The organism is Butyrivibrio sp. NC2002 (assembly GCF_000702265.1).
In the GTDB taxonomy this organism is placed as follows: domain Bacteria; phylum Bacillota; class Clostridia; order Lachnospirales; family Lachnospiraceae; genus Butyrivibrio.
Window position 1 is genome coordinate 210,295 of record NZ_JNKZ01000004.1, and the last position, 13,469, is coordinate 223,763.

13 protein-coding genes and 2 pseudogenes are annotated in these 13,469 nt (G+C 38.0%); 3 read left to right on the forward strand and 12 right to left on the reverse strand.

Features of this window, described 5'->3' with window-relative positions:
* Positions 1–174: 174 nt before the first annotated feature.
* Together T543_RS00910 and T543_RS00915 are read right to left on the reverse strand one after the other, a co-directional pair.
* Positions 175–900 (reverse strand): MerR family transcriptional regulator, encoded by a 726-nt coding sequence (locus T543_RS00910; RefSeq protein ID WP_035764788.1) that lies wholly within the window; start codon positions 898–900, stop codon positions 175–177.
* A gap of 359 nt (positions 901–1,259) precedes the next feature.
* A complete protein-coding gene (locus T543_RS00915) occupies positions 1,260–2,201 on the reverse strand; it encodes an ATP-binding protein (RefSeq protein ID WP_330369896.1) in 942 nt (313 codons plus the stop codon).
* A 98-nt stretch (positions 2,202–2,299) separates the two neighbouring features.
* Here T543_RS00915 and T543_RS00920 point away from each other — a divergent pair, with 98 nt between their 5' ends.
* Together T543_RS00920 and T543_RS00925 are read left to right on the forward strand one after the other, a co-directional pair.
* A complete protein-coding gene (locus tag T543_RS00920) occupies positions 2,300–2,575 on the forward strand; it encodes a helix-turn-helix domain-containing protein (protein ID WP_035764790.1) in 276 nt (91 codons plus the stop codon).
* Positions 2,568–3,761 carry a type II toxin-antitoxin system HipA family toxin gene (locus tag T543_RS00925; protein WP_081829876.1) on the forward strand — a complete coding sequence of 398 codons (1,194 nt, stop codon included), beginning with the start codon at positions 2,568–2,570 and terminating at the stop codon, positions 3,759–3,761. Before T543_RS00920 ends, T543_RS00925 begins: the two co-directional genes overlap by 8 nt.
* 132 nt (positions 3,762–3,893) lie before the next feature.
* On the opposite strand, the gene T543_RS00930 is transcribed toward T543_RS00925, so the two are convergent.
* Together T543_RS00930 and T543_RS00935 are read right to left on the reverse strand one after the other, a co-directional pair.
* Entirely contained in the window at positions 3,894–4,895 is a 1,002-nt protein-coding gene (locus T543_RS00930) for an alpha/beta hydrolase (RefSeq protein WP_035764792.1), read from the reverse strand.
* Between the two features lie 20 nt (positions 4,896–4,915).
* A complete protein-coding gene (locus T543_RS00935) occupies positions 4,916–5,131 on the reverse strand; it encodes a hypothetical protein (RefSeq protein WP_035765799.1) in 216 nt (71 codons plus the stop codon).
* A 122-nt stretch (positions 5,132–5,253) separates the two neighbouring features.
* Between T543_RS00935 and T543_RS00940 the strand changes: the two are divergent.
* Positions 5,254–5,625, forward strand: a pseudogene (locus T543_RS00940) (LysR family transcriptional regulator); the annotation flags it as partial.
* Positions 5,626–5,831: 206 nt separating this feature from the next.
* Here T543_RS00940 and T543_RS15740 read toward each other — a convergent pair.
* The 8 genes and pseudogenes from T543_RS15740 to T543_RS00975 all read right to left on the reverse strand — a co-directional run bounded on the left by T543_RS15740 (position 5,832) and on the right by T543_RS00975 (position 13,253).
* Positions 5,832–6,080, reverse strand: a complete 249-nt coding sequence (locus T543_RS15740; protein WP_155843090.1) for a type II toxin-antitoxin system PemK/MazF family toxin — start codon at positions 6,078–6,080, stop codon at positions 5,832–5,834.
* Positions 6,081–6,140: 60 nt separating this feature from the next.
* Entirely contained in the window at positions 6,141–6,383 is a 243-nt protein-coding gene (locus T543_RS00945) for an AbrB/MazE/SpoVT family DNA-binding domain-containing protein (RefSeq protein WP_035764794.1), read from the reverse strand.
* Positions 6,384–6,809: 426 nt separating this feature from the next.
* Complete coding sequence (locus T543_RS00950) at positions 6,810–7,991, reverse strand: hypothetical protein (protein WP_035764796.1); 1,182 nt, start codon at positions 7,989–7,991, stop codon at positions 6,810–6,812.
* A 321-nt stretch (positions 7,992–8,312) separates the two neighbouring features.
* On the reverse strand, positions 8,313–9,461 hold the full coding sequence (locus T543_RS00955; RefSeq protein ID WP_051638438.1) for a glycosyltransferase family 4 protein: 1,149 nt from the start codon (positions 9,459–9,461) through the stop codon (positions 8,313–8,315).
* Positions 9,462–9,474: 13 nt separating this feature from the next.
* Positions 9,475–10,614 carry a sugar transferase gene (locus T543_RS00960; RefSeq protein WP_051638439.1) on the reverse strand — a complete coding sequence of 380 codons (1,140 nt, stop codon included), beginning with the start codon at positions 10,612–10,614 and terminating at the stop codon, positions 9,475–9,477.
* 145 nt (positions 10,615–10,759) lie between these two features.
* On the reverse strand, positions 10,760–12,466 hold the full coding sequence (locus T543_RS00965; RefSeq protein WP_035764798.1) for an RNA-binding domain-containing protein: 1,707 nt from the start codon (positions 12,464–12,466) through the stop codon (positions 10,760–10,762).
* An 11-nt stretch (positions 12,467–12,477) separates the two neighbouring features.
* Positions 12,478–13,020 (reverse strand): annotated as a pseudogene (locus T543_RS16525) (hypothetical protein); the annotation flags it as partial.
* A gap of 2 nt (positions 13,021–13,022) precedes the next feature.
* On the reverse strand, positions 13,023–13,253 hold the full coding sequence (locus tag T543_RS00975) for a helix-turn-helix domain-containing protein (RefSeq protein ID WP_035764804.1): 231 nt from the start codon (positions 13,251–13,253) through the stop codon (positions 13,023–13,025).
* Positions 13,254–13,469 lie beyond the last annotated feature (216 nt).

Below are 13,469 nucleotides of genomic sequence, written 5' to 3' on the forward strand. Positions count from 1 at the left end.
CCCAAAATAGTGGCTGGGAATTCTATCCCAGCCACTATTTTTTGTTTTACGATATCTAAATATTCCTCTCTGAGGCTATAAAGGTTTCATGTCATAGGTACAACATGCAATTGCTACGCCAAGTGAAGCTCCGTATACAAGCTTGATATCCATGAACTCTTTTTTGTCTTTGTATCATCCACAGTAGATCTGTATCGCCCGGTGAGTAAATTCAGCAGTTCCTTCCCCGCCCATCTTATTGATGTTATCGGTGAATTCCCCGCCACCGGCATACATCTTACCAAGGCTGGAAAGAATCTCATTAGTACACTTATAAAAATGCTCGGTAATAAAGCTCTGCAGCTTCTTAACCTGATCCTGAACTTCTGCAGAAGCAGGATCCTGATCCTTCATAGCTCCGAACTCTTCAAAGATTTTCATAAAATCAGCCATCATGCTTTTTTCTTCGCTCTCAGGCCGCTTCGCATTCTTCTCTTCGAATTCTTTATATTCCGGAGTATTGCCCCATCGTTCTTTTGCGCGCTTAGCGTATTCATCTAATTTACTAGAATCAAATGCTGTAAAATCCAAATGTCTCACTCCTCTCAGTTTTAAACCACGGCACATACTGATCAGATTTTCGATATGTTCCTTCTTTAATTCAAGAAGTTCTATCTGCTGATCAAGTGCCAATCTCTTGTCAAAATCAGATCTGGTTACGATATCCTTGATATCCTTAAGCGGAAACTCGAGCTCACGAAACAGTAAAATCTGCTGAAGTCTCTCCAGCGCTGCATCGTCATACAGCCTGTATCCGGACTCGGTATACTCCGCCGGTTTAAAGAGTCCTATCTTATCGTAATACTGCAGTGTGCGTATACTCACTCCTGTCAACTTACTCACTTCATTTACTGTCTTCATGGCTATCATCTCCTCGTATATTATGTATTGGCACGATTGCTCCACAATCCTGCCCTATCGGTCGGAACCATTCCAAATCATGACTTCGTCATGATGGTTCCTCCCTCGTGTGATTACATCATAAACTATTACGTTACGTCATAGTCAAGCAAAAAAAATATAATTTTGCAAAAAAGATCGGCATCAAATCCATTTCTGAATTCTTTGCCGATCTCCGCTTCGGTCGTTGATGATAGCCTTGGGTTATATCAGAATTATCACTTAATACACTTCCACGCATCTACTATCCCTTTGTTGCTCCAATCGACCTGGCGAAATGCGCCTCGGTTCTATGGTCTATACGTTCTCTTCGTATTCTGTTAAATTTCCATACTCTCAGGATTAAGAAGAAAATCATATATGCTCATTACTAATATGCCTTCTTCATTATATAGCGGTGCGACAGCTTCCTTTGTAATAATAATCTTTTTAAAACCATCGCCGATATTTACCAATGGCCGCTGTTCCTGAAGCATTTTTTCCTTGTCCGGAAGTGCAAATGCTGATTGAATATAAAATCTCTTTGAGCCTTTATTGCAAACAAAGTCCACTTCCAACTGTTTACGAATTTTCTTACCGTTTTTATCAACTTCATTCATTGTAACAACGCCTACATCTACATTATATCCACGAACTTTTAATTCATTGAATATAATGTTTTCCATTGCATGAGTCTCCTCTACCTGCCTGAAATTAAGGCGTGCATTTCTAAGACCAAGATCTGTGAAATAATATTTCGATGGGGTATTGATATACTTCTTGCCCTTTATATCATAACGAATTGCACTGTCTATAAGGAATGAATCCTTAAGGTAGTCAATATATTTGATTATGGTATCTTTACTTATGGTTTTATTTTTTACACTTTTAAATGTTGCGGAAAGCTTACTTGGGTTGGTAAGTGAGCCAATTGCTGAAGACAAAATATTAAGTAACTCTTCTAATTCAGCCTTATTGCGAATATTGTTTCTTCCTGTAATATCCGATATGTAAGTTTCCTCAAAAAGAGATTTTAAAAAATCTGATTTCTGATCTGCTGTTTCAAATCCAAGGACAAGAGGAATTCCACCAAACAATACATAATCACGCCAGCCCTGTTGTCTATCCCCACTTATAACTGCGTCTTCAATATTCAAATTGACATTTTTGCGGATTCCGCATTTTTGTCCAACAGATTTTACTACAGGCTCGTCTCTTTGTGTATAGCCGATTTTTTCATAGCAGGCATTTGATGCCACATGATCCGCATTGGTATAAAGCATAGGTCCTTCCATTTCTTCATCTAATTGCTACTATAATATCTATTTTGACCTTTTACTTCAAAATTTGATATAATAATAGCATTAAAAGGAGATGTATCATGACAGAATTCATATGGGAAACCCCGGCTGAGATCACACTCGACCTTGCTAAGAGGGTAAAAAAGATTCGCAAAAGACGTAAGATTACACAGAAGCAGCTTGCAGACAGGAGCAACGTCAGCTATGCCACGCTCAAGAAATTTGAACAGACCGGCCAGATATCGCTCATGTCTCTAGTCAAGATTGCAATGGAACTCGGACTTGCTGACGAGATCAAAACTCTTTTCACACAGCCTGTCTATCTTAATATTGATGAGGTTTTAAACGATGAGTAACAGAAAGCTTGATGTCTTTTATCATAATAAACTTGTGGGAACGCTGGCTGAAATGCCAGATAAACGTATTGCTTTTCAGTACAGCGATGGCTGGATCCGAAGCGGTTTTTCCATAAGCCCTCGTTCTCTCCCGCTAGCCAATACCGTATATGTTCCACCGGAAAAGAACCGCGATATCTTCCATGGTCTTTTTGGCGTTTTTGCTGATAGTCTGCCTGATTCATGGGGAGAGTTGCTATTTGACAGGTATCTCTCCTCTGTAGGAATACTCAGAGATCAGCTTACAATCCTGGACAGGCTCGCCTATGTAGGTACATCCGGAATGGGAGCCCTTGAATACTATCCTTCCAAAGAAGCAGATTTCAATATAGATAGCGCTGCCCTTGATTATGACGAGCTATCTGCCGCCTGCGCTAATCTCATCTCATCAAAACCTTCAGATCAGTTAGATCTGCTATTTAAGATGGCCGGCTCCAGTGGTGGTACACGCCCAAAGATTCTTCTACATGAAGGCAATGAGGATTTCATCGTCAAATTCCCTGCAGCCAAGGATCCATCCATATGCGAAAAAAGAGAATACGACTACTCCTTAAGTGCCAAGAAGTGCGGAATAGAGATGACTGACACATACCTGATCCCATCCAAAATATGCGAGGGCTACTTTAAGACCAAACGCTTCGACAGAAAATCAGGAAAAAAGATCTTTACCATAACTTTCGCTGGTCTCCTGGAAGCAGACTTCAGAGCGCCTTCCTGTGACTACTCCACATATATGCGCCTGATACAGATCCTGACCAAGGACAACACTCATGACAAAGAGCAGATGTTCCTTACTATGTGCTTTAACACTCTTTGCCATAACAGGGACGACCACACCAAGAATTTCTCTTTTACCTATACCGAGGATCACAGCTGGAGGCTGGCCCCGGCATACGACCTGACATACAGCACGACCTATTTCGGTGAACAGACCACATCTGTAAATGGGAAAGGAAAAGATATATCAGATAAAGATTTTGTTAAGATTGGCATAGATGCCGGACTATCCAAAGACTACTGCTTGGACAGCCTAGAGAAAATAAAAAGAATCACTCCGGATGAGCTTGGAGTTTATCTTGAAGAACAGCGTCCTCGTAAGAGAAAGAAAACTCCACTATCTGACAGAATCTCAGAGATAGCAGAATAAAAAAATCCAATACATTCAAAATGCCATGCGACGGTAGTTTAAACCGAAACATGGCATTTAAAGATATAAATTTTACTTATATTGAAAAAGATAAACCAAATGCGTTTTCTAATTCTTTCTCAATCATCATAATTACTTCAGATTATCCTTAAAGAAGTTTTCCAGCTTATCAAAAGGAATATAATCCTTATCTCCGCCATCATATAAATCTGTATGGACAGCATCAGGGATTATCATAAGTTCCTTGTTGTCTGCATGCTTGCTGTCTTTGATCATATCTGCATATGCATCCTTTGAGAAATAACATGAATGAGCCTTTTCTCCATGAACAAGTAAAACTGCACTTCTGATCTCATTACTATACTTAAGGATTGGCTGATTTACAAAAGATTCACAACCGATCACATTCCAGCCACCATTAGAATTAAGGCTTCTCTTGTGATATCCTCTGTCAGTCTTGTAATAGTCATAGTAGTCTTTTACAAAGAAAGGTGCATCCTCCGGAAGTGGATCTACTACACCGCCGCCAAGCTTATACTCACCTGCCTTAAGGTCTTCAAGTCTCTGAGCGCACATAGCAGCCCTCTTCTGATACCTTGCTTCCTCGCTGTCCTCGGAGTCAAAATATCCCTTGGCATTTACTCTTGTCATGTCATACATTGTCATTGCAGCTGTAGCTTTGATCCTTGTATCAAGAGCTGCTGTATTTACAGCCATGCCGCCCCATCCACAGATACCTATAATTCCAATCCTGTCAGGATCTACCTTTTCATTAAGTGAAAGAAAATCAACTGCAGCCATGAAGTCTTCTGTATTAATGTCAGGAGATGCCATGTATCTTACGTTTCCACCTGATTCTCCTGTAAAGGAAGGATCAAAAGCAATTGTTAAGAATCCTCTCTCTGCCATTGTCTGAGCATAAAGACCTGAGCACTGCTCTTTAACTGCACCGAATGGTCCGCATACAGCAATTGCAGGGAGCTTACCATCTGCATCCTTTGGAACATACATATCCGCTGCAAGAGTGATTCCATATCTGTTTACAAATGTGACTTTGCTGTGGTCTACCTTATCACTTTTCTTAAAAGTTTTATCCCATTCCGATACAAGGTTCAGTTCTTCTTTTCTGATCATTTTACATTCCTCCGTTTTAATTACTTTTCTTTCTGAATCTGTCTTATCAAAAAATCCATGTTATCAACTTTCTTCTGACTGTCATGAAGTTCGTCCATCAGATGGCACCGGCATTTTCTAAGATCTCGAAGAAGCGTATCTGTATCCCCTTCTTCATACATCTTTTTCATAAAGCTTATTTCTTTCTCATCACAGCCCATGTCCGTAAGGCCTTCAAGAATTCTTTTGGTATCCATCTTTTTTGCTCCTTCTGATTTCATAGTAAATCCTTGACCAGGTTTTCGCTAATGAATAAAATAAATATCATGATATTCGTTTTTGGAATAACATATTAATTGTCAGCTTTAGGGAGGTTTTCATGGAAATAAAAAATCTCAGATATTTTCTTGCAGTTGCAAGGGAAGAAAATATGTCAAAGGCCGCTGAGCAACTTCATGTATCACAGCCCACTCTTTCAAAGGCGTTAAAAACATTAGAGGAGGAACTTGGAAAGAAACTGTTTGTAAGGCACAGTTTTAGCATTTCGCTTACAGATGAGGGAATGCTTCTACGTGACCGGGCTCAGGATCTTGTTGCTATGTCAGATAAAATAGAACAGGAATTTAACTCTCTGGATGATATAACAGGTGGGGATATTTATTTTGGACTGGCTGAGAGCTATCAGATCAGATACCTTGCCAGAGAGATTTTTAAGTTAAAAGAAAAATATCCTTCCATTCTCCAGCATCTCGCAGTATAAATGTCCGCCTCTCTTTGAAGCCTGATACGCTTGTACTTTTACTGAATTTTCAAATAGTCCTCATGATAAAAAAACGTGCCCTTTCAATGATGTTCATTCCATTGAAAAGACACGCATTTCCGTTGCTATCTTTTATATTGGCAATATTCTTTAAATGTTTATGGGTATGATTAGATTAACGTTCCAAAAGAACTTACTTAATCATACTCAAATATTCCCTGAACAGCATCGGATACATTCATTATGTTTTCATACGAAAGAAAATCAACTCGGCTACATCCCCTCACCTTGGGGTCAATGGCCTTTATCTGTTCACATATTACTGTGCCCGACTCACCCTTCTTACCTTTCACTTCCAGATGTATTGGTCCGGCTGGAATCCCTGAAATCAATGGACATACATGAAATATACCCGTTGCTCTTATAAATGCGTTTTTTACTAACAATTACAAATAACTGCTTTTTAAATCCGCTAATCTTAATTATGTCCCCTTGATTAAATTCAGTCATAAAATTTCTCTCCCCACCGGTTCACCCCAGTCAAAATCGCAAACCGTTATTTCTCCGTTATATTCAGCCAACCTTTCTTCAAAAGTTTTATGGACAAACTGCTTCTTCAGCACAATTGTGTCATCCTTTATTTCAATGTCTAGTACATCAGAGATTTTTAACTGCATTTTATCAAGTATATCCTTTGGAATTCTTATACCCTGACTGTTTCCCCAGGATCTTATTACTACTTGTTTCATGGAATCACCTCCTCATCATGTATATACATTATACAGTAAACAGTATAATTATATGTGTTTCTACTTCTCTTAACCCCTGCAAATCGCGATTCGCCTTAGTCTATTAACCTGGAATAAGTCGTCCCATGACTTATATAGTCTATACGTCCTGTAGATCAATTGTTTATTTATTTTGTCTTATTATCAATAAAGGCAATCACTCGATCAAAAGCTTCCTTGGCAGTTGCATCCACTCGTTCAACTGCAACAAAACAGTGCTGCTTTTCTTCACCCTTTTCTGTCAAGGGATCTATCAAATCATTTTCTACAGCAACTGCATCTAACTGATCATGATATAAAAAAGCAGGGAGTTCGTTGGACTCCCTGCTTAATACTTTTATTCATTTAACAAAATGATTTCTATTCTGAGAATTAGCTAAATGCTAATTATTTCTTGCTAACTCTTCTTGTAATAGTAAAGCTGCTTGTATCCCACTCTTTTGTGAGTGTGTCTTGATATACTACATAGAACCTTGTACTAGATAGATTTCCTTTATACTCATTCTCATTTGTTACTGTATACTCAGTTCCATCTGCTTTACTATCTTTGTACTCTAACTTTTCATAATCATAGCTAGGAACCGTATTCAACTTAACTTTCTTACCATTCTTAATTTTCTCGTAAGAATAGCTACTCTTCTCAGATTCTGAAATACCATCTATTGTATCTTTGCAGTCACCATCGCCATTGAGATCCAAACGTGTTGTAATACTTCTAGTAGATGTATATGAATCTGAAGAAGCATATTTTTCTTCTCCAAGATATTTTTCTACATAAATACTCTTTAATTTAAAGCCCTTATTCATGGTTACCTTAAACTTACCGGACTTCTTTGTAGTAAAGTCATATCCATCATTTATGTTATCGTATGTATGCTTACCGTCTGCTTCAATGAGCTTTTTACCTGCAAATGTAACATTTTTGAAAGCTGATGCATTCTCTTTTACTGTAACAGTAATCTTCTTGGTTGCTACTTTATTTCCGTTTGCATCATTTATCTGGAAAGAAATAACAGATTTTCCTGCTTTCTTACCATATACTCTGATTGTAGCAGATCCCCAGTTGTAGAGATTCTCTTTGTTACTATCTGTAATCTCTGTCTTAGCGCCTGTTGCAGGATCTGTATAATACCTCTTGGATGTTCCGTCTGCATTTTCTGTATAAGTCTCATACGTATCGTTTATATTCTTATCATATCCACTCTGCTTTACAGTTATATTAGCTTTTCCACTATTAACCTTGAGTTTGCTGATGGAAACCTGACCGTATGAAAAAGGTATTGTTACATCCGTATAACACTTCAGCTGAACATTGACCTTTTTGGGAACATAATAATTCGTGGCATAATCTGAGTCACCACTTTTTCGATCATAATAATAATCATCATAATCACCCCAAGTTACCTTCTCATATCCGGCACTCTTCCCTGTTTCCTTGGATGTAGCTGTATATGTCTTACCATCAGCACTATAGTTATAGTCAACCATAGCATTAGCATCAACAGGTACCATTGTGAGCGCAAGAGCTAATGCCAGAGCAGATGCGCCAAGTTTGGAAAATTTGCTCATAAAATCTTTCCTCCATCATAAATGAATTGTTGTTTCCCAAATGATCCGATCATGTACCGAAGCCAGTACTTCATCATCGGTTTTCCGGTCACTCATTTGGAGTTTCGTGACCAGACTCATTCTAACACTTCATAACTTTAAATCAACACATTTTCAGACTATTTTATCTTTGCAAGAAAGCATGTTGCTTGCAACATGCTCGCGCCGTTGCAAGATGTCCTGGGGACATCTGCTCTGCAACGACCGAAGTGGAACGTAGACGCGGTTGCTGAAGGCAACATATTCCTATCGCGCGAGTGCGCATCCATAGCGGAGCGCTTTTTATATATTATTGATTCTCTCAACATTTAATATGGTATCGATATATAATTTCACGCTGGCACCGGTAACTCTGTTCCAGTCAAAATGTTTGTAGCAATAATCCATTATCTCATTAAACTTATGAAAACTCGTGGGATCATCGATTGCACTCTGCAGTGCACGCTGCAAGTCTTTCGTATCTGCCTTTTTAAAGTAGCTGGCATATTCTCTGCAGGCTTCTTTATTTTCCGGAATATCACTGGCAAGGCATCTTCTTCCAAAGCTCATAGCTTCAAGAAGGCTGATAGGCATGCCCTCTATATCACTTGGAAGTACATACAAATAGCAATTGCTGAAAAGCTCCGTAAGTATGTCGCCCTGGACAAAACCTGTCATAACTACTCTCTTATCCAGGGCAGCTTTCTTTTTGACAGCTTCAAGATAATCATCGGAATGGCTTCCGCCACCTGCTATAACCAGCTTCATATCGGTATTTGTCTTGGCAAAAGCATCAAGAAGATACATTATACCTTTCTCGGGAACAATTCGGCCAAGATACATAATATACTTATCTTTTTCAAGACCATATTTCTTTATCTTATCAGGCTCTTTAAACTCTGTCTTATTTACTCCATTTGGAATATATATAGTCTGCCTGTTATATGTGTCCAAAAAATACTGCTGTACATTTCTTGATAGCACTATCACTTCATCAGCATACTTTGCCGCGATCATCTCCCCAAATTTGAGGAATTTGGTAGCAAAGCCGCCCCACTTGGCCCTCTGCCAGTCAAGTCCGTGAATAGTCGCAACTGTCCTAATACCCAGCATATGAGGAAGCACCAACATCGCAGATGGTCCCTCTGCATGATAGTGGATCACATCATAATTCCCAAGAATCGCTCCTATTGTGGCAATAAATGAATATACCACCGCATTAAGAGATTTTATGCTGGGTGTCGGAATATGTACAATGCGAATTCCCTTATAGCTTTTTAATTTATGAAGATCTCTGTCGGCATTTTTATCCGCTACATTTCTTCCACTCCTGTTATAGACAGTTACATAATGTCCCATCTGCACAAGACGTGTTGCCAGCTCTTCCACGACTATCTCAACACCACCTTCTCTTGATGGAATTCTCTTGTGCCCAATCATTGCTATCTTCATGGTATTTCCTCTATCAATAAGCGCCTCTTTGACTAAAAATCTCCATCACAGTCTTAAATATAATCTTCATATCCATCCACAGGCTCCAATTGTCGATATAATCCACATCCATCTCAACAACTTCATTAAAATCAGTGATAGTACTTCTTCCGCATGTCTGCCACATTCCTGTAATGCCGGGTTTAATGCTGATTCTGCGCCACTGACTTGCAGAATATTTTTCAACTTCATCCAGCGTCGGAGGTCTTGTTCCCACAAAACTCATAGATCCCCTCAGAACATTAAAAAACTGCGGCAGCTCATCTATACTGGTTTTCCTGATAAATCTGCCAACCCTTGTTATTCTGGGATCGTCCTTAAGCTTGAACATCATACCATCCGCAACTTCGTTAAGCTGTATCAGATCATCCTTCTTTTCCTCGGCATCCACATACATACTTCTGAACTTCCAGATTTTAAAATGTCTGCCGTTTTTACCCACTCTGACCTGCTTAAATAAAACAGGGCCCGGTGAATCAAGCTTAATTGCTATAGCGGTAATAAGCATAACCGGAGATGTCACCATAATACCGATAACCGAAAAAACAATGTCAAATATCCGCTTAAATGCTGCCTCCCAGGTGTTCATACACACTGTATGGTATGTCAAAAGAGAGTATGTACCTATACTGGTATTAAAAATAGAAGCTTCCCTTTTGTTGTATATATCCATAACAACTCTACAGGTAATTCCCATCTCCACGCACAAATCAATATATCTCTGAATAATTGCAGCATCCATATTGCTTTTTTGCATGAAGAAGACCTGGTCGATGTTGTATTCCCTTATAATCTCCTCAAGATTTGAAATACTTCCTATATATTCTATAGACTCATCATCATCGTCATAACTTACAAAGCCAATTTCATTAATTAAAATAGATGTTTTATTCAAGAAATACCTGTATTTTTCGTAGGATTTCTTGCTTCCCACATAAACGCATCTGGGTACATGCTTCCTATTAATTATCCTGTCGATCATATTAGAAAAAATGAGCACCTCCAATATCATTATCAGATACGAAGTGATCATGAATCCAAGTAAAAATCTAACATCTGCTATTAACTTGTTTCTCGCCCATATAGCAAAATTTCTGATTGCTGTTTTATTCATGTATTACGTCGACTCTTTTTATTGGTTGAATTTTGGTTTTTGAAAATCATTTAAACAATGTTTAAAAGCCTTTATTTCTGCCGTTTTTTCATAATTCTTGGTTAAAAGCTTGGTTAAATTATTGGTTGAATGAAATATAAATCGTTTATTTAACCAAGATCCATGATGACCTCTGCTGGTTATCAGAATCTGTTGTGATAATACCTGCTGTTCTCAACGAGGTAAGCAGATTTCTTATCTTTGACTCTTTTTGCTTATCATCTAATCCTTCTGGTAATTTATCCCATAGCAAAGTCTTGATATCTTTTTTCTTAGCCTTTTTCCATTGCTTCAAGTATTCTACAATCATATCTTTGTAATACTGATCATCAAAGGCCTTTTGCTTAATATACTCCGCTTCTTGCTCTGTGCTCTTTGCAACTGAGGCTGAAATATACAAATTATTCGATCTTCCTTCTATGAGTTTTAGCTTTCTCAAATATTTCACGCCTTCTTTTGGAAGCTCATGTTTTTTCTGAACTTGATCAAGCAAAAATACTGTCTGTAAATCCAAATCCTGATTATCATAAAGTACATGCATATAGTTATCATCAAGGGATTTACCATAAATACTTACAGATACTTGATTCCTGTTAGATAAATCATAGTCTGGCATTGGGAAATATCTTTCTTGCTGTATTCTGAATACCCTTCTAATACCCATTGCCTGCGAATCTATCATGTTCAACTTAACCATTGTTTCCGCTAAAAGTTGGTTTCTATAGAATGGCGGATTATAGCTTGGCTCAAGTACTGGCTCGATTGCTCCCGGAAGGAATGAACCTGGATTTATCAGCATAAGCTTATCCTCAAACTCATTCAAAATGATTCTTCCTCCAATAGTATATTCAGAATGTGCTATACAATTGTTCAAAAGTTCACGTAGTAACCACATATCATACTGAGTTGTCTCCATTGGAAAGAGCGTCATTTGATTTGGCATGTATCTATATGTAAGGTTTCGTATTCTACCAAACAATCTGTCGCTCAGCGTAATATATGGAATCTTAAATATCTCATAATCGCTAATATCATTCTTTGAATTGTACAAACGCCAAGCCGCTTCTGGTGCAGATGCAAATAAATAATCTTTATCTTCATTTCCTAAAAGTAACATTGCAGCATTTGTAATCTTGCCATTGATAATAAGCTTTAATTTTGTAAGAAACTCTTCGTCGCTCATACCATCAACTTCTTTAGAGATATGAGGTTTTCCCATCTTTTCTTTATATTTTTGGCGTGCTAGGACAATTGCTTCTTTATCTAAGTCATCAATTGTGGCATCTTCTAGGATTTGTTTTGACCAGTCTTTCTTTTCCTGTCCACGTATTCTGTCAAATTCATCACTAGAAAGCGGTCCTAACGACTCTCCATCTCTCCCATAATAATGTCCTTTCCATGCAGTAGGTATTCCTGTCTCAGCTGCAGGTATCTGGAACATTATTACCCTACGGTTTTCGCCCTCTACTTCTACATTCAGCTCAAAAATATCAATAAATGAGAGATTTCCTGTAGTATTCTGAGCAATCTCTAATTTAATCGCATCTAGACCTTTTGTATCTCTATAATTCGAGCCAACTACCACCCTATCTTTATTTCTAACACCAAATATAAGCCAGCCATACTGCAGTGATTTTAAGTTTGCCTCGTTACTAATTGCAGAAAAATACTCTCCAATTTTGTTTTTATCATAATCATTAGTAGCTTCTTTAAATTCAACTACCTCATGCTCCCAATTATTAATAAGCTTTCGAAGCACATGCTTTAAATCTTCTTTATTTGTATTTTCCTGTAATTCGTAGAATTCTGACATTAATTCACCTCTTATTTTTTGAAATCCTTAAACTTCTTGTCATCCATCATGATCGCTTTACTGTCGGCAAGAACTTCATAAAACTTGCCATCAGTTCCAAGCTGTACCTTCTTGTAGTTGTACTTAACACCATCATCAAGATCTAGCTCTGTCCTTGCAAGTGCCAAGTGTCCAATCTTTTCATCATAATTACGACACTCTTTGAACTGCTTCTGAAGCTTTTCTTTATGCTTTGTTACAGCACCCACTTCACGGCTGTTTGTACTGTGATCAATCATATCCTGCATACGTCCAATTTCTGATTCGTATACACGCTGCATTCTATGAAGATAGTCGACACGCAAGTTACCGATTGTATCAGCATTATATCTATGAAGATGAATAAGTGCCTTAAATCCGTTCTGCTTTCCACTGTCAAATAGCCATTAGATAGGTCTTTTACCTGAGCCAGTAACAGAGTATGTCTGGCAGTGATCCTTAAAGAAATCAGAAACAAAATAATTTCTGATAATCTCTCGTGAAGAATTACCTTTGTTTCCAAGAGCCTGCGCTATATTTATTTCTCTTCATTTGGTTTTCCTCCATCATCTGGAATCATTTCCATTATGTCGCCAACATCACAGTTGAGGCATTCACAGATTCTGGTGATAACATCCATGGAGATATTTTCATTTTTGCCCATCTTGGCAATAGTGTTCGGGCTTGTCTTAACTGCTACAATTAAATCAGTCTTCTTCATGCCCTTATCAATAAGTAACTTCCATAACTTGTTATAACTAACTTTCATCCTTATTTTCCTCTTAAATATAAAATCAGCAACATACTAATTTTACCATAGTTGTAGCAATCAAGGAATATAAAATATATAGAAAGTTATATTAATTATATTTTAGCTAGAATCCATTCCCACACTTACTATTATGCATATCTACTGTCCATTAAAACGGACTTGCAACAAAGCTTTTTACAAATAAAAATAAGTGCAGCTCCGAAGAGTTGCACT

Coding starts and splice junctions, on each gene's coding strand:
- T543_RS00965 (WP_035764798.1), bottom strand. CDS start 12,466: ATGTCAGAATTCTACGAATTACAGGAAAATACAAATAAAGAAGATTTA.
- T543_RS00960 (WP_051638439.1), bottom strand. CDS start 10,614: ATGAATAAAACAGCAATCAGAAATTTTGCTATATGGGCGAGAAACAAG.
- T543_RS00920 (WP_035764790.1), top strand. CDS start 2,300: ATGACAGAATTCATATGGGAAACCCCGGCTGAGATCACACTCGACCTT.
- T543_RS00930 (WP_035764792.1), bottom strand. CDS start 4,895: ATGATCAGAAAAGAAGAACTGAACCTTGTATCGGAATGGGATAAAACT.
- T543_RS00955 (WP_051638438.1), bottom strand. CDS start 9,461: ATGAAGATAGCAATGATTGGGCACAAGAGAATTCCATCAAGAGAAGGT.
- T543_RS00935 (WP_035765799.1), bottom strand. CDS start 5,131: ATGGATACCAAAAGAATTCTTGAAGGCCTTACGGACATGGGCTGTGAT.
- T543_RS00915 (WP_330369896.1), bottom strand. CDS start 2,201: ATGCTTTATACCAATGCGGATCATGTGGCATCAAATGCCTGCTATGAA.
- T543_RS00975 (WP_035764804.1), bottom strand. CDS start 13,253: ATGAAAGTTAGTTATAACAAGTTATGGAAGTTACTTATTGATAAGGGC.
- T543_RS00925 (WP_081829876.1), top strand. CDS start 2,568: ATGAGTAACAGAAAGCTTGATGTCTTTTATCATAATAAACTTGTGGGA.
- T543_RS00945 (WP_035764794.1), bottom strand. CDS start 6,383: ATGAAACAAGTAGTAATAAGATCCTGGGGAAACAGTCAGGGTATAAGA.
- T543_RS00910 (WP_035764788.1), bottom strand. CDS start 900: ATGAAGACAGTAAATGAAGTGAGTAAGTTGACAGGAGTGAGTATACGC.
- T543_RS00950 (WP_035764796.1), bottom strand. CDS start 7,991: ATGAGCAAATTTTCCAAACTTGGCGCATCTGCTCTGGCATTAGCTCTT.